We start from the raw sequence: 20,551 nt of genomic DNA, 5'->3' as shown, positions 1-20,551 counted from the left end.
GCATTTAAGCCTAGATCGCCGACGATGACAGCGGTGTCGCCGCGCGTTCGATACCAGGATGCTGCGGCGCAGCATCCGCGCTGCCGCGCCGTCCCTTGGCCGCTTCGCGCACAACGACCACAATGGGAGCCTGTTCCACCGCCACCTGCCGGGATGCCATGTCACTGAATCCGTTCGATCTGTTCGATATCCGTTCGCTGCTCAGCGAGGAGGAGCGCGCGGTGCAGGCGACGGTGGCGCGTTTCACCGATACGCGGGTGCTGCCGATCATCGGCGATGCGTTCGACGACGGGCGCTTCCCGGACGAATTGATTCCCGAGATCGCCGCGCTGGGCCTGCTCGGCTCCAGCCTGCCCGAGCAGTACGGCGGCGGCGGGCTCAATGCGGTGAGCTACGGCTTGATCTGCCAGGAGCTGGAGCGCGGCGATTCGGGCCTGCGCAGCTTCGTTTCGGTGCAGAGCTCGCTGTGCATGTACCCCATCTACGCTTACGGCAGCGAAGAACAGCGGCTGCGCTGGTTGCCGGACATGGCCACCGGCAAGGTGATCGGCTGCTTCGGGCTGACCGAGGCGCATGGCGGCTCCGATCCGGCGGCGATGAAGACCCGCGCGGTGCGCGATGGCGGTGACTGGCTGATCAACGGCAGCAAGATGTGGATCACCAGCGGACCGGTGGCCGACATCGCGATCGTGTGGGCGCATACCGACGATGGCATCCAGGGCTTCGTGCTGGAAAAGGGCATGGCCGGGTTCACCACGCAGGAGATCAAGCACAAGATGAGCCTGCGCGCCTCGTTGACCGGTGCGCTGTTCTTCGACAACGTGCGCGTGCCCGACCGCAACCGCCTGCCGAACGTGCAGGGGCTGAAGGGGCCGCTGGGCTGCTTGAACCAGGCGCGCTACGGGATCAGCTGGGGTCCGATCGGCGCTGCGGTGGCCTGCCTGGATGAAGCCCTGGGCTATACCAAGCAGCGGGTGCTGTTCGGCCGGCCGGTGGCGGCCACGCAGAGTGCGCAGATCAAGCTGGCCGAGATGGCGCGGCGGATCACCACCGCGCAGCTGCTGGCCCTGCAGCTGGGGCGCCTGAAGGACGCCGGCCAACTGCAGCCGCAGCAGGTCAGCCTGGCCAAGTGGAACAACTGCCGCATGGCCATCGACATCGCGCGCGAATGTCGCGACCTGCTCGGCGGCGCGGGCATCACCACCGAGCACGTGGCGATCCGGCATGCACTCAATCTGGAATCGGTGATCACCTACGAGGGCACCGAGACCGTGCACCAGCTGGTGATCGGCCGCGAGCTGACCGGGATCAATGCGTTCTGAGGTCACCTGACCAACGGTCAGGTGCTACACCAACGGTCAGGCGCTACACGGCCGGCAGGTGCCTGTGTCACCGGTAGGTGCCGACCGTTGGTCGGCACGGCATCTTATTCCCCGCCGGCAAACCCGTTCTGGCGCCATGCCTCGTACATCACCACGGCGACCGTGTTGGACAGATTGAGGCTGCGGTTGTCCGGCTGCATCGGCAGGCGCAGGCGGCGGCCGTGGGGCAGGCTGTCGAGCAGGTCCTGGGGCAGGCCGCGGGTTTCCGGGCCGAACAGGAAGGCATCGCCGTCTTCGAACTGCTGGGTGTCGTAACGCACGCTGCCGCGGGTACTCAGCGCGAACAGGCGCTTGGGCGCAATGACCTGCAGGGCGGTTTCCAGATCAGGATGGACCTGCAGCCGAGCGTATTCGTGATAGTCCAGGCCGGCGCGCTTGAGCTGCTTGTCGCTCAGGTCGAAACCGAGCGGCTCGATCAGGTGCAGCCGCGCGCCGGTGTTGGCGCAGAGGCGGATCACATTGCCGGTGTTCGGCGGGATTTCGGGTTGGAACAGGACGACATGGAACGTGGGCGTGGCAGTCATCGGCGAAGTGTACGCCGTGGCTGCGGAAGACCGCAGCTGCGGCTTACTGGCGGATCAGGGTCGTGGCGGCGGCAGCGGCGGTTTCCAGGGCCAGGGCCTGCAGGTCGGCAGCCGACGGACGCACCTGCAGGGTCGGCAGGTTGATGATCACTTCGTTGGCCACGGCAGTGGCGGCAGCGGTGAAGGTGGCGACGTAGCCGCGGTCGTTGGTCTGTTCGGCAGCCAGGGCCTGGCGCTGTTCGGCGGTCGGACGCACTTCCACGGCGGCCAGGGTGGTGACGCGGCGGTTGGCGGCCAGTTCGGCGCGGTACTCGGCGATCAGGCCAGCGGTCGGACGGACTTCCACGACGGCCAGGGTCGGGATGTCGCTGGTGCGCTCAACCTCGGCCTGGGCGATCTGGTCGGCCGAGGGGCGGACCTGCACGGTGTCCAGGGTGACGATGGCGGGGGCGGCCTGCACCGACGAAGCAAACGCGGAACCGGCGGCAAAGGCGATGGCGATGGCGAGAGTCTTGGTGTTCATGGCGAGGTCCTGTTTAGTGTTGGTGATCAGTGGTGTGGTAGTAAGGTAGTACACCGATTCGGGGCTTGCAAGAACAATTTCACTATTCTTGTTTCTGTTCAGCATCCAGTCAGTTTCGGTTTGATCCTTGTTTCCCTTGCCATGTACCAAGCAGGTCGCGTGCCAACTTTTACGCATTGATTTCAAAGGGTTTTTTGCGAATTAGCGGTGTCCGATGTCCGGACACGTGTCCGCCGCAGGGCCGCGGACTGTCCGCCCGGCCGCGTGCGGCCACGCTCGGATGTGCGGTTCGTGGCGGATCCGCCGCCATCGGCAGGTCAATGACTGTTGGCCGATGCCTTTTGCCCGGGCGGCGCGCTAGCATCCGGCTTCACTTTCATGACCAAGGAACCGGAATGACCGTCCAACTTCGACCGCGTGCCGCGCTGCTGGCTGTAGCGCTTTCCGCCGCCCTGGGCTCGTTCGCGCCGGCACCGGTCCTGGCCAAGCCGGCCACGGCGGCCAAGGTCGACATTCCGTTCGAACAGTTCACCCTGCCCAATGGCCTGCGCGTGGTGGTGCACACCGACCGCAAGGCGCCGATCGTGGCGGTGAATATCTGGTACCACGTGGGCAGCAAGGACGAACCCGCCGGCCGCACCGGCTTCGCGCACCTGTTCGAACACCTGATGTTCCAGGGCAGCGAGAACCACGACGGCGAATACTTCGAGCCCTTCAAGCAGGTTGGCGTGACCGGCCAGAACGGCACCACCAATACCGACCGCACCAATTACTTCGAGAACGTGCCGACCACCGCGCTGGACATGGCGCTGTGGATGGAGTCCGACCGCATGGGGCATCTGCTCGGGGCGATCGACCAGGCGGCGCTGGACGAGCAGCGCGGCGTGGTCCAGAACGAGAAGCGCCAGGGCGAGAACCAGCCCTATGGCCAGGTCTGGGAAAAGCTGACCCGCGCGATGTATCCGGCCGGACACCCGTACCACCACAGCGTGATCGGCTCCATGAACGATCTCAACGCCGCCTCGCTGGACGACGTGAAGACCTGGTTCCGCACCTGGTACGGCCCGAACAATGCGGTGCTGGTGCTGGCCGGTGATATCGACGTGGCCACCGCGAAGGAAAAGGTCGCCAAGTACTTCGGCGACATCCCGGCCGGCCCGAGCATGGCCCAGCCCAAGGTGGACGTAGCCAAGCGCGAGAAGAGCACGCGCGAAGTGATGACCGACAAGGTGCCGCAGGCGCGCATCTACCGCGCCTGGAACGTCGCCCAGGTCGGCACCACCGACATCGATCAGCTGCAGCTGTTCGCGCAGGTCCTTGGCGGTGCGAAGTCCTCGCGCCTGGACCAGCGCCTGCTGCACCAGGACAAGCTGGTGGACAACATCAGCGCCGGCGCCTACAGCTCGCAGCTGGGCTCGAACTTCGTGATCATGGCCAGCGTCAAGCAGGGCGTGGACCCGGCCAAGGTCGAGGCGATCATCGATGAGGAAGTGAAGCGCCTGGCCAAGGACGGTCCGACCGCCGACGAGCTGAGCCGCGGCAAGACCGCCTTCCGCGCCGGCTTCATCCGCGGCATCGAGCGCATCGGTGGCTTCGGCGGCAAGGCCGACGCGCTGGCCGAGTGCACCGTATACGAAGGTGACCCGGGCTGCTTCCGCAAGTCGCTGGCCACCATCGATGGGGCCACGGCCGCGCAGGTGCGCGATGTCGGTGCCAAGTGGCTGGGCGTTGGCGATCACACCATCGTGGTCGAGCCGGGCGCGCGCGTTGCCCTGGCCGAACTGCCGTCGGAAACGCCCAAGCCGTTCACCGTGCCCGCCGTGGATCCGCGCTTCACCACGCTGCCCAAGCAGGTCGACCGCAGCACCGGCGTGCCGCAGACCAAGACCTTCCCGGACCTGAAATTCCCCGAACTGCGCCGCGCCACGCTCAAGAACGGCACCCAGGTGATCCTGGCCGAGCGCCATGACATCCCGGTCGTGCAGTTCAGCTATGAATTCCCGGGTGGCTTCACCGCCGACCAGGGCCGCAAGTCCGGCACGGCCAACTTCACCATGGGCCTGCTCACCGAAGGGGCCGGCAAGCTCGGTGCGCTGCCGTTCGCCGATGCGGCCGATGCACTGGGCGCCAAGCTCGATGCCTCGGCCTCGCTGGACAGCACCAGCGTGTACCTGTCCGCATTGAAGGAAAACCTGGCCCCGTCGCTGGCCCTGTATGCGGACATGCTGCGCCAGCCGCGCTTCGACCAGACCGAGATCGACCGGGTCAAGGCGACCTGGATCGCCGGCATCCAGCAGGAGAAGGTCAACCCCAGCGCGGTGGCGATGCGGGTGATGCCGACCCTGCTGTACGGCGCGGGCCATCCGTATGCGATCCCGTTCACCGGCAGCGGCAATGAAGTGGACATCCAGTCCATGACCCGCGAAGACCTGGTCGACTTCCACCGTGACTGGCTGCGCCCGGAGCAGGGCACGTTGATCGTGGTGGGTGACACCACGCTGAAGGAAATCGTGCCGCTGCTGGAGCGCCAGCTCGGCAACTGGAAGGCCGAAGGTCCGGCGCCGGAGGTCAAGGCGCCGGTGGATGTCGCCCGTCCGGCGCATGCCCGCGTGTACCTGATCGACCAGCCGGGCGCGGTGCAGGCCAATCTGTTCGCCAGTCAGGTGGTGCCCTCGTCCAGGGACCCGGGTTCGACCCGCTTCGATATCGCCAACGGCGTGCTCGGCGGCGACTTCACCTCGCGCCTGAACATGAACCTGCGTGAGCAGAAGCACTGGTCCTACGGGGCCGGCAGCAGCGCCAGCAACACCCTGGGCCAGCGCCCGTGGGGCGCCCGCGCGCCGGTGCAGATCGACAAGACCGCCGAGGCGATGCAGGAGATGCAGAAGGAAATCGCCGAGTTCGCCAGCGGCGCCAAGCCGGCCACCCCGGCCGAAGTGGCGCGTATCCGCAACATCCAGAACCTGAGCCTGCCCGGCGCCTATGAGACCGCCAGCGCGGTGATGGGCACCATCAGCGGGATCGTGCGTTACCAGCGCCCGGACGATTACGTGGTCCAGCGCAAGGCCGAGATCGAAGCGATGACCCCGGCCCAGGTGCAGCAGGCCGCGGCCACGCTGGACCCGAACGCGCTGACCTGGGTGGTGGTGGGTGACCTCAAGCAGACCGAGGCCCCGGTGCGTGCGCTCAAGCTTGGCCAGGTGCAGGTCATCGATGCCGAAGGCAAGGTGGTCGACGCCCCGGCCACTCCGGCCACTCCGGCTGCCGTGGCACCAAAGGCCCGGTGACGCCCAACGCTGGCCGGCCGCCGCGCCCGCCAGCCGCTCAGGTGCCGGGGACCCACCCGGCACCTGATCACCCCCGATTCAGTTATTTCCCGCACACTCCCTTACGTATTCCAGCCAGGCCTTGCCCATGCGCATTCTGCTTCTGTCCGCCCTGATCCTCAGCGTTTCCGCCTGCACCTGGGTGCCGATCGAATCCTCCGGCAAGACGGTCCGCGTGCTGCCGGCCGGTGCGGTTCCCAGCGGCTGCCAGAGCAAGGGCGAAGTGGTGGTGACCGTGAAGAGCAAGGTCGGCTTCTACAACCGCAACCCGCTGCGCGTGCAGGAAGAGCTGGAAACCCTGGCACGCAACGAGGCCCCCAGCGCCGGTGCCAACGCCGTGCAGGCCTCGGGCCTGCCGGCCGATGGCAGCCAGCGATTCCTGGCTTTCCAGTGCCCGCCCCGCTGAACCCTTCACCCCGCGCCCGGACCATACGCCCGGGCGTGAATTCGTAAAGGTGCGGTGAAAGCCGTGCCGGCTTACAATAGCGCCCCCTTCGCCTGAGCCTTGGCGCTAACTGATGCTCTTCAAGAATGTCTCGATCGCCGGCCTGGCGCACATCGACGCGCCGCACACGCTGACGTCCAAGGAAATCAACGAACGTCTGAAGCCGACGCTGGATCGCCTTGGCATCCGCACCGACGTGCTCGGCGACATCGCGGGGATCCACGCCCGCCGCCTGTGGGATGCCGACATGCTGGCCTCCGACGCCGCCACGCTGGCCGCCCGCAAAGCCCTGGAAGACGCCGGGATCGGCGCCGACAAGATCGGCCTGCTGGTCAACACCTCGGTCAGCCGCGACTATCTGGAGCCGTCCACGGCCAGCATCGTCTCGGGCAACCTGGGCGTGGGCGACGAATGCATGACCTTCGACGTCGCCAATGCCTGCCTGGCCTTCATCAACGGCATGGACATCGCCGCCCGCATGCTCGAACGCGGCGAGATCGACTACGCGCTGATCGTCGACGGTGAAACCGCCAACCTGGTGTACGAGAAGACCCTCGAGCGCATGGCCCTGCCGGGCGTGACCGCCGATGACTTCCGCAACGAGATGGCCGCCCTGACCCTGGGCTGCGGTGCCGCGGCGATGGTCATGGCGCGCACCGAGCTGGTGCCCGATGCCCCGCGTTACCGCGGTGGCGTGACCCGCTCGGCGACCGAGTGGAACCAGCTGTGCCGCGGCAACCTGGACCGCATGGTCACCGACACCCGCATGCTGCTGATCGAAGGCATCAAGCTGGCGCAGAAGACCTTCGTCGCCGCCCGTGAAGCACTGGGCTGGGCCGTGGAGGAACTGGACCAGTTCGTGATCCACCAGGTCAGCCAGCCGCACACCGCCGCCTTCATCAAGAACTTCGGGATCGACCCGAAGAAGGTGATGACGATCTTCGGCGAGCACGGCAACATCGGCCCGGCCTCGGTGCCGATCGTGCTGAGCAAGCTCAAGCAGCTGGGCAAGCTGAAGAAGGGCGATCGCATCGCGCTGCTCGGCATCGGCTCGGGCCTGAACTGCTCGATGGCCGAAGTGGTCTGGTAACCCATTGGCCGCAGCCTGCTGCGGCGTTGCTTCCGGGGCCGTGTCTGCCGCGCCGGAATTGAACATCAAGGGCCGGTTCTGCCGGCCCTTTTCACAGGTGCGATTGAATGCCCCAGCTGCCCGGTTACCCCGCCCATCCGCACCGCTTCCAGGTGCGCCCCGGCCTGTCGATGAGCTATCTCGACGAAGGCCCGCGCGATGGCGAGGTGGTGGTGATGGTCCACGGCAACCCGTCGTGGAGCTATTACTGGCGCACCCTGGTGGCCGGCCTCTCGGACAAGTACCGCTGCATCGTGCCGGACCATATCGGCATGGGCCTGTCGGACAAGCCCGATGATGCGCACTACGACTACACCCTGCAATCGCGCGTGGATGACCTGGACGCGCTGCTCGCGCACCTGGGCATCACCGGCCCGGTGACCCTGGCCGTGCACGACTGGGGCGGCATGATCGGCTTCGGCTGGGCGCTGTCGCACCACGCGCAGGTCAAGCGCCTGGTGGTGCTCAACACCGCCGCCTTCCCGATGCCGGCCGCGAAGAAGATGCCGTGGCAGATCGCGCTGGGTCGCCACTGGAAGATTGGCGAGTGGCTCATCCGCACCTTCAACGCCTTCTCCTCCGGTGCTTCGTGGCTGGGCGTGGAACGGAAGATGCCGGCGGACGTGCGCCGCGCGTACGTGTCGCCGTACAACAGCTACGCCAACCGCATCAGCACCATCCGCTTCATGCAGGACATCCCGCTGTCACCGGCCGACAAGGCCTGGTCGCTGCTGGAGCGTTCCGGCCAGACCCTGCCCAGCTACGCCGACCGCCCGGCGTTCATCGGCTGGGGCCTGCGCGATTTCGTGTTCGACCATCACTTCCTGAAGGGCTTCCAGGCCGCGCTGCCGCAGGCGCAGGTGCATGCCTTCGAGGATGCCGGGCATTACGTGCTGGAGGATAAGCACGAGGTGCTGGTGCCGAAGATCCGCGCCTTCCTGGACGCGAACCCGCTCTGATCGGCGTGACGACCCACGGTCGTCACCTACCATCAACCGGTAGGCACCCTCACCGGTAGAGCCGACCGTTGGTCGGCTGCCCCATCCCCGGTAGAGCCAACCGTTGGTCGGCTGCTTTCCGGTCGGCTGCTTCCGCCCCGCGCCCTGACCCCGGCGCCCCCAACTACGCCGCGATCGGCGCCTGCGGGGCCGGCGAATTGCCGTTGTCATCGGGATGATCATCATCATTGCCCGCCTCGTCCCGCCAGCGCCAGTCGGCCAGGGTCAGCGCCGGCATGCCGTGCGCGATGCGCGCCTTGTCGCACTGCGGGCTGGCCTTGCCGTACTCCCACGAGGCGTCCACCTCACGGCACACGCTGGGGCGGTTGGGGTGGATGCTGCAGCGCGAATACACCCCGATCTCCGCGTCCAGCGCCACGCAGTAGACCGGCTTGGACAGGGTGCCGCGCATGCACAGCCGGTGCGGGTCCAGCACCTGGGTGAGCTCGTGCGGGACGCCCCCCGGGGTGACCTCGTCCGATTCCATCCAGTGGAAGGCCACACGGTATTGGGTGCAGCAGGCGCCGCAGGTGAGGCAGGGATGGGGCATGGGGCACCGGCCTTGGGCGGCAGCGAAGCAGGAGGGAAGGGCGCGAATTTTCCACGCCAACGGCCGGCGCGCAAGAATTTTCTGCAGCGGCGACAATGAACGGATGAACAGCGCCATCAATATCGCCGCGCGCCTGCCCGAGCTGGCCCGTGAACGCCCCGACCAGATCGCCATCCGCTGCCCCGGCACGCCCGGGCCCGGCGGCATGGCGCGCTACGACGTCACCCTGGATTACCGCACCCTCAACGCCCGCAGCGACGCGATGGCGGCCGGTCTGGCCGCGCACGGCATCGGCCGCGGCGTGCGCGCCGTGGTGATGGTGCGGCCCTCGCCGGAGTTCTTCCTGCTGATGTTTGCGCTGTTCAAGAACGGCGCGGTGCCGGTGCTGGTCGACCCGGGCATCGACAAGCGCGCGCTGAAACAATGCCTGGACGAGGCCCAGCCGGAGGCCTTCATCGGCATCGGCCTGGCCCACGTGGCGCGCCTGGCGCTGCGCTGGTGCCGCTCCGCACGCCTGCTGGTGACCGTTGGCCGCCGCTGGGGCTGGGGTGGCACCACCCTGGCCCGGCTGGAAGCCCAGGGCGCTACGGTGGCGCCTGCGCTGGCCCCGACCGATGGCGAGGACGTCGCCGCGATCCTGTTCACCAGCGGCTCCACCGGCGTGCCCAAGGGCGTGGTCTACCGCCACCGTCATTTCGTGGGCCAGGTCGAGCTGCTGCGTGCCGCCTTCGGGATGGAGCCGGGTGGGGTCGACCTGCCGACCTTCCCGCCGTTCGCGCTGTTTGATCCGGCGCTGGGGCTGACCTCGGTAATCCCGGACATGGATCCGACCCGGCCGGCCCAGGCGGACCCGCGCAAGCTGCATGACGCGATCAACCGCTTTGGTGTCACCCAGCTGTTCGGCTCGCCGGCGCTGATGCGGGTGCTGGCCGATCACGGCCAGCCGCTGCCCGGCGTGCGCCGGGTGACCTCGGCCGGGGCACCGGTGCCGCCGGACGTGGTCGCGCGGATCCGCCGCCTGCTGCCCGACGACGCCCAGTTCTGGACCCCCTACGGCGCCACCGAGTGCCTGCCGGTGGCGGTGATCGAAGGCCGTGAGCTGGAGAACACCCGCCAGGCCACCGAGGCCGGCGCCGGTACCTGCGTCGGCCGCGTGGTCGCGCCGAACCAGGTGCGCATCATCGCCATCGATGACGCGCCGCTGCCGGGCTGGTCGCAGGCCCGCGAGCTGGCCGCCGGCGAGGTCGGCGAGATCACCGTGGCCGGTCCGACTGCCACCGACAGCTACTTCAACCGCCCGCAGGCCACCGCGGCGGCGAAGATCACCGAGACCCTCGCCGACGGCAGCACGCGCGTCGTACACCGGATGGGCGACGTCGGCTATTTCGATGCGCAGGGCCGGCTGTGGTTCTGCGGGCGCAAGACCCAGCGCGTGGAAACCGCGCACGGCCCGCTGTACACCGAACAGGTCGAGCCGGTGTTCAACGCACTGGACGGCATCGCCCGCACCGCGCTGGTCGGCGTCGGCCCGCCGGGCCGCCAGCGGCCGGTGCTGTGCTACGAACTGCAGCCCGGCACCGTCGATTCCCCAGCGCTGGTCGAGCGGCTGCGCCGTGAGGCCGCCGCGCACGCGCATACCGCGCGCATCGAGCGCTTCCTGCCCCACCCGGGCTTCCCGGTCGACATCCGCCACAACGCCAAGATCGGCCGCGAGAAGCTCGCGGTCTGGGCCACCGCGCAACTGGAGCAGCACGCATGAAGATCCTCGTTACCGGTGGCGGCGGCTTCCTTGGCCAGGCCCTGTGCAAGGGGTTGATCGAGCGCGGCCACCAGGTGCTGGCGTTCAACCGCGGCCATTACCCTGCGCTGCAGGCGATGGGCGTGGGCCAGATCCGCGGCGACCTGGCCGATGCGCAGGCGGTGATGCACGCGGTGGCCGGGGTCGATGCGGTCTTCCACAATGGCGCCAAGGCCGGTGCCTGGGGCAGCTATGACAGCTACCACCAGGCCAACGTGGTCGGCACCGACAACGTCATCGCGGCCTGCCGCGCGCACGGCGTGGGCAAGCTGGTCTACACCTCCACGCCCAGCGTGACCCATCGCGCCACCCATCCGGTCGAGGGCCTGGGCGCCGATGAGGTGCCCTATGGCGAGAACTTCCAGGCGCCGTATGCGGCCACCAAGGCCATCGCCGAGCAACGCGTGCTGGCCGCCAACGATGCGCAGCTGGCTACTGTCGCGTTGCGGCCCCGGCTGATCTGGGGCCCGGGCGACCAGCAGCTGGTGCCGCGCCTGGCCGAGCGCGCCCGCGCCGGCCGCCTGCGCTTCGTGGGCGATGGGCAGAACAAAGTCGATACCACCTACATCGACAACGCCGCACTGGCCCACTTCCTCGCCCTGGAGCACCTGGCCCCGGGCGCGGCCTGCGCCGGCAAGGCGTACTTCATCTCCAACGGCGAGCCGCTGCCGATGCGCGAGCTGCTCAACAAGCTGCTGGCCGCCGTGGACGCCCCGCCGGTGACCCGGTCGATCAGCTTCAGGACCGCCTACCGGATCGGCGCGGTCTGCGAGCGGCTGTGGCCGCTGCTGCGCCTTCGCGGCGAGCCGCCGATGACCCGCTTCCTGGCCGAACAGCTGTGCACGCCGCACTGGTACAGCATGGAACCGGCGCGCCGGGACTTCGGCTATGTGCCCCGGGTCAGCATCGAAGAAGGGCTGCTGCGGCTGGCATCTTCATCGAACGCACAGGAATCCATCACTCCCTGAACACCGCGGGTTGGTGAACATGGACCCACGCCAACTCCGGCACGCATCAACGCGAGGGTCGACATGCTGCATTACGCCGTCATCTTTTTTGTCATCGCCATCATCGCGGCGGTACTTGGTTTCTCGGGCATTGCCGGCGCTGCCAGCAACGTCGCCTGGATCCTGTTCGTCGTCTTCCTGATCCTGGCGGTGGTGTCGATGTTCCGCAAGCGGACCTAGTGTCCGGCGCGTCCCACGCCACGTCTCTCCGGCGTGGGACGCGCTGCGGAAACCACGACGGCCTGACATCGGCGACGATGATCAGGCCGTCGTTGCGATGGAGCTGCGCAGATCGCGCTCGTGGGCATGCCGGGCCATCGCCAGTTCCAGCAGCCGCGTAATCAAGGCGGTGTAATCCAGCCCGCTGGCGGCCCACAACTTCGGGTACATGCTGATGCGGGTGAAGCCGGGCAGCGTGTTGATCTCATTGATCACCACCTCCCCAACCGGGGTCAGGAACACATCCACCCGGGCCAGCCCCGCACAGTCCAGCGCTTGGTAGGCCCGCACCGCGATTTCCCGGATACGGGACTGCTCGGCATCGGTGATGGCCGCCGGCACCACGATGTCCGCACCGCTTTCGCTGATGTACTTGGTGTCGTAGGAATAGAAATCATCGTGCACGACCACCTCGCCGCAGACACTGGCCTCGGGGTGTTCATTGCCCAGCACGGCGCACTCGATCTCGCGGCCGGTAATCGCTGATTCCACCAGCGCCTTGTGATCGAACGACAGCGCCAGCGCGAGTGCGGTGTGGAACTCGGCCTCGCTGCGGACCTTGCTCACGCCCACCGAGGAGCCCTGGTTGGCCGGCTTCACGAACAGCGGCGTGCCCAGTTCGGCAACCAGCGCGGTGTAATCGGCCCGCGCCGCAGTGACCCGGTTGAAGCAGGCGAACGGTGCCACCGCCAGTCCGGCATCGCGCAGCAGGCGCTTGGCCACGTCCTTGTCCATCGCCACTGCCGAGCCGAGTACGCCGGAGCCGACGAAGGGCAGGTTGGCCATGCGCAGCAGGCCCTGCAGCGAGCCATCCTCGCCCAGCGTGCCGTGCACGATCGGGAACACCACGTCGATCTGCTCCAGCGCGGTGGCCGGATCGGTCGGGACCAGCTGCTGCCGCTCCAGGCCGGGCCGCACCGCCACCGCATTGCCCGAGCGGTGCAGCGCGATCCGTGCCGGGTCGCTGGCGTTGAGCAGGAAGTCGCGCGGGTCGCTCACGTGCCACTGGCCCTGCTTGTCGATCCCGATCAGGCTGACCTCGAACCGGTCCTTGTCCAGCGCATCGAGAATGTTCTTCGCCGATTGCAGCGAAACCTCGTGCTCGGCCGACCGGCCGCCGAAGATGATGCCTACCCGGGTCTTGCCCATGCCTGTTGCCGCTCCTGTCGCTGTGTTGGGGAGCCATAGCATGAACCGAGTCGGCGCCCGCGAAAACGCGTGTCCGGTGTCGATGTGGTGGGCACCTGGCGCGTGGCCAAGCGTGATGCCAGCGGACGCCCGCCGTTCAAGGGCGCGCGGTAGAATGCGGTGATGGCCCGTTCCCTGCTCTCTTCCCTCAAGCCGCTGGCTGGCAATGCGCTGCAGCTCACGCTCAACCGCGCACTGGCGCTGGACCCGGACACCCGCAGCGCGCTGGCCGCGCTGGATGGCCGCCACATCGCCCTGACCCTGGAATCGCCCGCGCTGGCGATGCGGATCGGGGTGGACGGTGAGCGGCTCACGGTCGGCCCGGTCGATCCGCAGCAGGAGCCGGACCTGGCCGTGCGCAGCACGCTGGGCGGGGTGCTGGCCCAGCTGCCGTTCCTGGCCAACGCCCGCCGTGGCGGTGATGCGCCGGCCGGGCGGGTCAAGGTCTCCGGTGATGCCGAACTGGCCCGCCGCCTGCAGCAGCTGGCGACCCGTTTCGATCCGGACTGGCAGCAGCCGTTCGTGCGCGTGTTCGGCGAGGTGATGGGCGTGCAGATCGCCAACACCCTGCGCTCGGCACTGCAGCACGCGCGCCGCGGCGCGTCCGACCTGGCGCACAGCGCCGCTGAATTTGTCACCGAGGAGTCGCGCGACGTGGTACCCCGAGCAGAACTGGATGCCTTCCACGACGATGTGGACGTGATGCGCGACGACGTTGAACGCATGGCCGTGCGCGTCCAGCGCCTGCGGCAGGTGGGCGCATGAAGGCGATCTTCCGGGCCAGCCGCATCGGCCGCATCATCCTGCGCTACCGCCTCGACGATCTGCTCCAGGGCACCCCGGCCGAACGCTGGCTGCGCCTGGCAAAACCGTTCGTGCCACGCGCCTCGGCCGACATCGCCGCACAGTCGCGCGGCGCGCGCCTGCGCCTGGCGCTGCAGGACCTCGGCCCGATCTTCGTCAAGGTCGGCCAGATCCTCTCCACCCGCCGCGACCTGATCCCGGCCGATGTCGCCAACGAGCTCACCCTGCTGCAGGACCGGGTCAAGCCGTTCGATGGCGCCACCGCGCAGGCGATCGTCGAACGTGCGCTAGGCCGCCCGGTCAGCGAAGCGTTCGCCAGCTTCGATCTGCAGCCGCTGGCCTCGGCCTCGATCGCGCAGGTGCACGCGGCCACGCTGGCCGATGGACGCCAGGTGGTGGTCAAGGTGCTGCGCCCGGACATTGAAAAGCAGATCGACGCGGACATCGCGCTGCTGAAGTCGGCCGCCGCGCTGATCGAACGCGCGCACCCGCGCGCCGACAAAATCCGCCCGCGCGAAGTGGTCGCCGAAGTCGAAAACACCCTGGCCGCCGAGCTGGATCTGCAGCGCGAAGGCGCCAATGCCAGCGTGCTGCGCCGCAACTGGATCGACTCGGACGATCTGTACGTGCCCGAGGTGATCTGGAGCCACACCGCCGAACGCGCGCTGACCCTGGAGCGCGTGTGGGGCATCCCGTCGGATGACATCGTCGCGCTGGACAAGGCCGGGATCGACCGCAAGGCCCTGGCTGCCAAGGGCGTGCGGGTGTTCTACACCCAGGTGTTCCGCGACAACTTCTTCCACGCCGATGCGCACGCCGGCAACATCTGGGTCGACACCGATCCGGCGCGCCGGGACAACCCGCGCTTCATCGCGCTGGATTTCGGCATCATGGGCCAGCTCTCCGAAGAAGATCAGTACTACCTGGCCGAGAACTTCATGGCCATCTTCAACAAGGATTACCGGCGCATGGCCGCGCTGCATGTCGAAGCCGGCTGGATGCCCAACAACGTGCGCATCGATGAGCTGGAAGCGGCCGCGCGCTCGGTGTGCGAACCCTATTTCACCCGCCCGCTGTCGCAGATCTCGCTGGCCGAGGTGCTGATCAAGCTGTTCCGGGTGGCCCAGCGTTACGAGCTCACGTTGCAGCCGCAGCTGATCCTGCTGCAGAAGACCCTGCTCAACATCGAAGGCGTCGGCCGTCAGCTCGATCCGGAACTGGATATCTGGGCGGTCGCACGGCCGGTGCTCGAACGCATCCTGCGCGAACGTTACAGCCCGCGCCGCGTGCTCAAGGAAGTGCGCAAGCGCCTGCCTGAAATCATGACGCATACCCCGGACATGCCGCGCCTGGTCCATGCCTGGCTGCGCCAGCAGGTGGAAGGCGACCACGAATTGTCGATGCGCTCGCGCGATCTGGCGGCGTTGAACGTCAGCGTGCAGAAGCTGCAGAAGCGCGCGGTGGCCGCAATCGCCGGCGTCGGCCTGATGATCGTCGCTGCGGTGCTGTATGGCCTGCAGCCGGGCGGCTGGTACTTCGGCGATGCCCCGGTGTGGAGCTGGGTGACCGGCGCGGCGGGCGTGTTCTCGCTGGCCAGTGCCTGGTGGCGCCGATGAGCGCGATCGAGCTGCAGGCCGAGGCCATCGCCGAGGTGCCGGCGGCGCTTCCGCCCCTGCAGCTGCTGCACCTGGACGACCAGCTCGCCGTGGTCAACAAGCCCGCCGGGCTGATGGTCCACGACAGCAAGCTTGCCCGGGGCGAAGACGACTTCCTCGCCGACCGCCTGCGCGAACAGCTCGGCAAGCCGATCTTCCTCGTCCACCGCCTGGACCGCGCCACCAGCGGCTGCTTGCTGCTTGCCTTTGATCGCGAAAGCGCCAGCGTGCTCGGCAAATCGCTGATGGGCGGCGACGTCACCAAGGATTATCTGGCGATCTGCCGTGGCTGGCCGGCCGACGAGGCCTTCACCGTCGATCACGACCTGGATGGCGGCCCCGGCAAGCCGGTCAAGAAGCAGGCGATCACCCACTTCCAGCGCGTCGCCGTGGGCGAGATCGCCATTCCGATGGGCGGGTTCGAGACCTCACGTTACGCCCTGCTGCGCTGCCAGCCGCAGACCGGCCGGTTCCGCCAGATCCGCCGCCACCTCAAGCACCTCTCGCATCACCTGATCGGCGACACCAGCCACGGCGACGGTCGCCACAACCGCAGCTTCCGCATGCAGGGCATCCACCGCATGCTGCTGCACGCCGAGCGCCTGCGCTTCCCGCATCCGGACGGCACGCCGATGGACATCAGCGCGCCGGTAGACGGGGAATTCCGCAAGGCGATGGATCTGTTTGGTTGGGACGTGCGATAGCCGACCAACGGTCGGCTCTACTTCACGACAGCCGACCAACGGTCGGCTCTACCGGTTATTTTTTTGCCGGCGCCGGCTCATTGACGATCGCTTCCAGGTCCTTCTGCAGATCCACGAACAGCGGCTGCATCTTGGCCTGGATCGCCACCATCACGTTCTGCATCAGCGCCGGCGTCTTGTCCAACAGGCTCTGCCCGGCCGAGCTCTCATAGAACTCGGCCATCGCCAGCACGTCTTCCTTGCTGAAGGTCTGCTTGTACAGATCCACGTACATCGGCCGCAGTTCCTTCCACGACAACGCCTGGCGCACCGTCTGGCTGGTCCGCTGCTCGATCCGCTGCAGCTGCGCCTGCTGTGTCGCATCCAGCTGACGCTGCTGGGCCACCTGCTGGAACTGCTGGCGCTGCATCGCCTCGATCTGCGGCAGCATCGTATCGAGCATGCTCTGCGCGCGCGAGGCGGCCAGCAGGCGGTTGATGTCGGCATCCGACGGCGGCGCGGCCAGCGCCGGCGCGATCGCGGCCAGGCCCAGCGCGAGGGCCAGGGTGAAGCGGGTCAGGCCGCGGCGGGCCAGCGGGCGGATCAGTGACATGGCGGAGCATCCTGCGTTGCGTGGAGTCCGGAGAATACCTGCGATGGCGTCATCAGGCCGTAATTGAGGACGTTATCGGCGACATCCACGCACGTTGCAGTCACCCGGCCGGCGGGTCCTCCCCTTACAATGCCGCCCATGGGCAACGGGCCAGTCACCATCAGCGCGCACCTGACGATTCCGGAGACGGAACTCGTCGAGCGGTTCGTGCGCGCCAGCGGTGCCGGTGGCCAGAACGTCAACAAGGTCTCCACCGCCGTCGAACTGCGCTTCGACGTGGCCGGCTCGCCTTCGTTGCCCGAGCCGTTGCGCGCGCGCCTGCTGGCCCGCCGCGACCGGCGCATGACCGGCGAAGGCGTGCTGGTCATCGATGCACAGCGTTTCCGTACCCAGGACCGTAACCGCGAGGACGCGCGCGATCGACTGGCCGCCTTCATCCAGGCGGGGCTGAGCGTGCCCAAGGCGCGCGTGGCCACCAAGCCGACCTACGGGTCGAAACTGCGTCGTCTGGACGCCAAAAAGGGGCGCGCGCAGATCAAGCGCGGGCGCACCACACGCAATTGGGAGTGATTGCTTGAACAACCGAAGTCCGCTGTTGCCGGTGGTTCCGCCGAACATGCCGCAGGTCAAACCGAACCGCTTCCTCCGCTGGCTGGCCCGCTGCACGCTGCGCCTGGGCGGCTGGAAAGTGACCGGCACCCTGCCGGACGTACCCAAGCTGGTCTTCATCATCGCCCCGCATTCGTCCAACTGGGACGGCTTCTGGGGCATGGCAGCGAAGATCGCACTGGGCATGCAGGTCAAGGTGCTGGGCAAGGCCTCGCTGTTCTGGTGGCCGCTGGGGCCGCTGCTGCGCAAGCTGGGCGTCATCCCGCTGGACCGCAGCTCGCCGCAGGGCACCGTGGAACAGGCGGTCAGCCTGATCCGGGGCTCGGACCGCCTGTGGTACGCGATCACCCCGGAAGGCACGCGCAAAGCGGTGCAGCACTGGAAGGCCGGCTTCCTCAAGATCGCGCGCATGGCCGACGTGCCGGTGCTGGCCGCGTACTTCCACTACCCGGAAAAGACCATCGGCATCGGTCCGCTGTTCCATCCCACCGGCAACGACGTGGCCGACATGGCTGCGATCCGCGAGTACTACCGCCCCTGGCAGGGCAAGACCCGCGGCACCGTCTGAACGCCGCCAGGCGGGTCGGGCGGGGTAGCCCCCACGGCCCGCACAGCCACGCGCCACGACCGGCACATGCCGCCTGCGGGCTTTGGGAGTAGGGTGACCGGCTGCGGGATTTTCCGTCCCGCGCCCTCATCCAAGGAGCCCGTTTCATGTCGCGTACCGTAGTTTTGGCCGCTGCCATCAGCCTGGCGCTGGCGGCCTGTTCCGGCAAGGAGTCCACCCCCGTGACCGATACCCAGCCCGCCCCGACCCAACAGCCGGCCGACGCCTCGGCCAACCCGCTGTTGAGCGCCAGCACGCTGCCGTTCCAGGCCCCGCCGTTCGACAGGATCAAGGACAGCGACTACCTGCCGGCCTTCAACGAGGGCATGAAGCAGCACCTGGCCGAAGTCCGCAAGATCGCCGACAACCCCGAGCCGGCCACCTTCGACAACACCATCGAAGCGCTGGAGCGCAGCGGCGAGACCCTGACCCGCGTGTCGCGCATCTTCTTCGGCCTGGTCCAGGCCGACACCAACGATGCACGCCAGAAGGTGCAGGAAGAAGTCGCCCCGAAGCTGGCCGAGCACCAGGACGAGATCAACCTCGACCCGAAGCTGTTCGCCCGCATCAAGACCATCTACGACCAGCGCGACGCGCTGGGCCTGGACCCGGTGCAGAAGCGCCTGGTCGAGCGTGACTACCAGGAGTTCGTGCGCGCCGGCGCGCAGTTGAACGATGCCGACAAGGCCTCGCTGCGCAAGCTCAACGTGGAAGAAACCACGCTGGCCACGCAGTTCCACACCCGTCTGGTGGCTGCGACCGCCGCCGGTGCCGTGGTGGTCGATGACAAGGCCAAGCTGGCCGGCCTGGACGAGGATGCGATCAACACCGCCGCCGCCGATGCCAAGGCCCGCAACCTCGATGGCAAGTACCTGCTGCCGCTGCAGAACACCACCCAGCAGCCGGTGCTCGGCTCACTGAGCGACCGCGAGCAGCGCGCCGCCGTGCTCAAGGCGTCGGAAACCCGTGCTGAAAAGGGCGACGCCAACGACACACGCGAGACCATCCAGCGCCTGGCCCAGCTGCGCGCGCAGAAGGCCAAACTGCTCGGCTTCGAGAACTACGCCGCCTACAGCCTGGCCGACCAGATGGCCAAGACCCCGGCCGCCGCACTCAAGCTGCTGACCGACACCGTGCCGGCCGCGACCGCCAAGGCGCGTGGCGAAATCAGCGAAATGCAGAAGGTGATCGACGCACAGAAGGGCGGTTTCAAGCTCGCTGCCTCCGATTGGGACTTCTACGCCGAACAGGTGCGCAAGGCGCAGTACGACCTGGACGAATCGCAGATCAAGCCGTACTTCGAGATGGACAACGTGCTGCAGAACGGCGTCTTCTACGCCGCCACGCAGCTGTACGGCATCACCTTCAAGCCGCGTACCGATATCCCGACCTACCATCCGGACATGAAGGTCTATGAAGTGTTCGACAAGGACGGCACCTCGCTGGCCCTGTTCTACACCGACTACTTCAAGCGCGACAGCAAGTCCGGCGGCGCCTGGATGGATGTGTTCGTCGAACAGGACGGCCTGACCGGTGCCAAGCCGGTGGTCTACAACGTGTGCAACTTCACCAAGCCCGCCGCCGGCCAGCCCGCGCTGCTGAGCTTCGATGACGTGACCACGATGTTCCATGAGTTCGGCCACGCGCTGCACGGCATGTTCTCGAAGGTGAAGTACCCGTCCATCGCCGGTACCAGCACCTCGCGCGACTTCGTCGAGTTCCCCTCGCAGTTCAACGAGCATTGGGCGCTGGACCCGAAGGTCTTCGCCAACTACGCCAAGAACTACAAGACCGGCGAGCCGATGCCGCAGGCGCTGGTCGACAAGATCCTCAAGGCCCGCACCTTCAACCAGGGCTATGCGACCACCGAGTACCTCTCGGCGGCCCTGCTCGACCTGGCCTGGCACACCCAGCCGGCCGACGCCAAGCTGCAGGACGTGGCGCCGTTTGAAGCGGCCGCGTTGAAGAAGTTCAAGGTCGACCTGCCGCAGGTGCCGCCGCGCTACCGCACCAGCTACTTCGACCACATCTGGGGCGGCGGTTATTCGTCCGGCTACTACGCCTACTTCTGGGCCGAAGTGCTCGACCATGACGCCTTCGAGTGGTTCAAGGAGAACGGTGGCCTGACCCCGGAGAACGGCCAGGTGTTCCGCGACAAGATCCTCTCGCGCGGCAACAGCGTGGAGCTGGCGGATCTGTACCGCGAGTTCCGCGGCAAGGATCCGTCGGTGGAGTCGCTGCTGGTCAATCGTGGCCTGAAGTAATCGCGGCATCCCGGTAGGTACCGACCGTTGGTCGGTACGCTTGCCACCGGTACACGCTGAAACGAAAACGGCAGGGGAAAACCCTGCCGTTTTTTTTGGGTTGCTGCTCCGCTGGGGTCTTCTGCGAGCTCGAGGGCCCCGTAGCGGCCGATAGGCCCCTGGCGCAAATGTCCCCCGGCCGCCACGCGGCCTCCTCCTTGATTTTGCCCAGGAGCCTACCGGCCGCT

The 20,551-nt window shown here is 67.5% G+C and carries 19 protein-coding genes; 14 read left to right on the top strand and 5 right to left on the bottom strand.

The features are described from left to right. Positions 1–158 precede the first annotated feature (158 nt). Positions 159–1,322 carry an acyl-CoA dehydrogenase family protein gene (locus POS15_RS17010; protein WP_019184883.1) on the top strand — a complete coding sequence of 388 codons (1,164 nt, stop codon included), beginning with the start codon at positions 159–161 and terminating at the stop codon, positions 1,320–1,322. A 104-nt stretch (positions 1,323–1,426) separates the two neighbouring features. Here the strand turns inward: POS15_RS17010 and trmL are convergent, their stop codons facing one another. Together trmL and POS15_RS17000 are read right to left on the bottom strand one after the other, a co-directional pair. Continuing rightward, a complete protein-coding gene (trmL, locus tag POS15_RS17005; protein ID WP_019184882.1) occupies positions 1,427–1,906 on the bottom strand; it encodes a tRNA (uridine(34)/cytosine(34)/5-carboxymethylaminomethyluridine(34)-2'-O)-methyltransferase TrmL in 480 nt (159 codons plus the stop codon). Positions 1,907–1,949: 43 nt separating this feature from the next. Beyond that, positions 1,950–2,429, bottom strand: coding sequence for a hypothetical protein (locus POS15_RS17000; RefSeq protein ID WP_102788813.1), 480 nt, complete (start codon positions 2,427–2,429; stop codon positions 1,950–1,952). A gap of 395 nt (positions 2,430–2,824) precedes the next feature. Here POS15_RS17000 and POS15_RS16995 point away from each other — a divergent pair, with 395 nt between their 5' ends. The 4 genes from POS15_RS16995 (at position 2,825) to POS15_RS16980 (ending at position 8,288) form a co-directional block, all read left to right on the top strand. After that, on the top strand, positions 2,825–5,716 hold the full coding sequence (locus POS15_RS16995; protein WP_284128547.1) for a pitrilysin family protein: 2,892 nt from the start codon (positions 2,825–2,827) through the stop codon (positions 5,714–5,716). 127 nt (positions 5,717–5,843) lie between these two features. Then, complete coding sequence (locus tag POS15_RS16990) at positions 5,844–6,161, top strand: DUF4156 domain-containing protein (RefSeq protein ID WP_046272272.1); 318 nt, start codon at positions 5,844–5,846, stop codon at positions 6,159–6,161. A gap of 112 nt (positions 6,162–6,273) precedes the next feature. Then, entirely contained in the window at positions 6,274–7,290 is a 1,017-nt protein-coding gene (locus POS15_RS16985; RefSeq protein ID WP_019184878.1) for a 3-oxoacyl-ACP synthase III, read from the top strand. A gap of 107 nt (positions 7,291–7,397) precedes the next feature. After that, complete coding sequence (locus POS15_RS16980) at positions 7,398–8,288, top strand: alpha/beta fold hydrolase (protein WP_019184877.1); 891 nt, start codon at positions 7,398–7,400, stop codon at positions 8,286–8,288. A 163-nt stretch (positions 8,289–8,451) separates the two neighbouring features. Here POS15_RS16980 and POS15_RS16975 read toward each other — a convergent pair whose 3' ends face one another. After that, a complete protein-coding gene (locus POS15_RS16975; protein ID WP_019184876.1) occupies positions 8,452–8,877 on the bottom strand; it encodes a YkgJ family cysteine cluster protein in 426 nt (141 codons plus the stop codon). A gap of 103 nt (positions 8,878–8,980) precedes the next feature. Here POS15_RS16975 and oleC point away from each other — a divergent pair, with 103 nt between their 5' ends. The 3 genes from oleC (at position 8,981) to POS15_RS16960 (ending at position 11,862) form a co-directional block, all read left to right on the top strand. Beyond that, on the top strand, positions 8,981–10,636 hold the full coding sequence (gene oleC / locus POS15_RS16970) for an olefin beta-lactone synthetase (protein WP_026070057.1): 1,656 nt from the start codon (positions 8,981–8,983) through the stop codon (positions 10,634–10,636). After that, positions 10,633–11,643 carry a 2-alkyl-3-oxoalkanoate reductase gene (gene oleD, locus POS15_RS16965; protein WP_019184874.1) on the top strand — a complete coding sequence of 337 codons (1,011 nt, stop codon included), beginning with the start codon at positions 10,633–10,635 and terminating at the stop codon, positions 11,641–11,643. Before oleC ends, oleD begins: the two co-directional genes overlap by 4 nt. Positions 11,644–11,706: 63 nt before the next feature. Continuing rightward, positions 11,707–11,862: a DUF1328 domain-containing protein gene (locus tag POS15_RS16960; RefSeq protein ID WP_019184873.1), complete on the top strand. Its 156-nt coding sequence runs from the start codon at positions 11,707–11,709 to the stop codon at positions 11,860–11,862. 81 nt (positions 11,863–11,943) lie between these two features. Here POS15_RS16960 and ddlA read toward each other — a convergent pair whose 3' ends face one another. Then, positions 11,944–13,050 carry a D-alanine--D-alanine ligase gene (gene ddlA, locus POS15_RS16955; protein ID WP_019184872.1) on the bottom strand — a complete coding sequence of 369 codons (1,107 nt, stop codon included), beginning with the start codon at positions 13,048–13,050 and terminating at the stop codon, positions 11,944–11,946. A gap of 162 nt (positions 13,051–13,212) precedes the next feature. On the opposite strand from ddlA, the gene POS15_RS16950 reads away from it, so the two are divergent. Genes POS15_RS16950 through POS15_RS16940 form a run of 3 tightly spaced genes read left to right on the top strand, consistent with a single transcriptional unit; the run spans position 13,213 to position 16,252 of the window. Continuing rightward, on the top strand, positions 13,213–13,854 hold the full coding sequence (locus POS15_RS16950; protein WP_019184871.1) for an SCP2 sterol-binding domain-containing protein: 642 nt from the start codon (positions 13,213–13,215) through the stop codon (positions 13,852–13,854). Continuing rightward, entirely contained in the window at positions 13,851–15,509 is a 1,659-nt protein-coding gene (gene ubiB / locus POS15_RS16945) for a ubiquinone biosynthesis regulatory protein kinase UbiB (RefSeq protein ID WP_284128546.1), read from the top strand. Before POS15_RS16950 ends, ubiB begins: the two co-directional genes overlap by 4 nt. Beyond that, complete coding sequence (locus POS15_RS16940) at positions 15,506–16,252, top strand: pseudouridine synthase (RefSeq protein ID WP_046272360.1); 747 nt, start codon at positions 15,506–15,508, stop codon at positions 16,250–16,252. Before ubiB ends, POS15_RS16940 begins: the two co-directional genes overlap by 4 nt. 55 nt (positions 16,253–16,307) lie before the next feature. Here POS15_RS16940 and POS15_RS16935 read toward each other — a convergent pair whose 3' ends face one another. Then, complete coding sequence (locus POS15_RS16935) at positions 16,308–16,844, bottom strand: DUF2059 domain-containing protein (RefSeq protein WP_019184868.1); 537 nt, start codon at positions 16,842–16,844, stop codon at positions 16,308–16,310. A 138-nt stretch (positions 16,845–16,982) separates the two neighbouring features. On the opposite strand from POS15_RS16935, the gene arfB reads away from it, so the two are divergent. The 3 genes from arfB (at position 16,983) to dcp (ending at position 20,324) form a co-directional block, all read left to right on the top strand. Further along, complete coding sequence (gene arfB, locus POS15_RS16930; RefSeq protein WP_019184867.1) at positions 16,983–17,414, top strand: alternative ribosome rescue aminoacyl-tRNA hydrolase ArfB; 432 nt, start codon at positions 16,983–16,985, stop codon at positions 17,412–17,414. A 46-nt stretch (positions 17,415–17,460) separates the two neighbouring features. Continuing rightward, positions 17,461–18,021: a lysophospholipid acyltransferase family protein gene (locus POS15_RS16925; RefSeq protein ID WP_235318846.1), complete on the top strand. Its 561-nt coding sequence runs from the start codon at positions 17,461–17,463 to the stop codon at positions 18,019–18,021. 146 nt (positions 18,022–18,167) lie between these two features. Next, positions 18,168–20,324: a peptidyl-dipeptidase Dcp gene (gene dcp, locus POS15_RS16920; RefSeq protein ID WP_284128545.1), complete on the top strand. Its 2,157-nt coding sequence runs from the start codon at positions 18,168–18,170 to the stop codon at positions 20,322–20,324. The last annotated feature ends 227 nt before the right edge of the window (positions 20,325–20,551 follow it).

The sequence above is a fragment of the Stenotrophomonas sp. BIO128-Bstrain genome (assembly GCF_030128875.1).
Lineage (GTDB): Bacteria > Pseudomonadota > Gammaproteobacteria > Xanthomonadales > Xanthomonadaceae > Stenotrophomonas > Stenotrophomonas bentonitica_A.
This window is presented reverse-complemented; position numbering and strand designations above follow the sequence as displayed.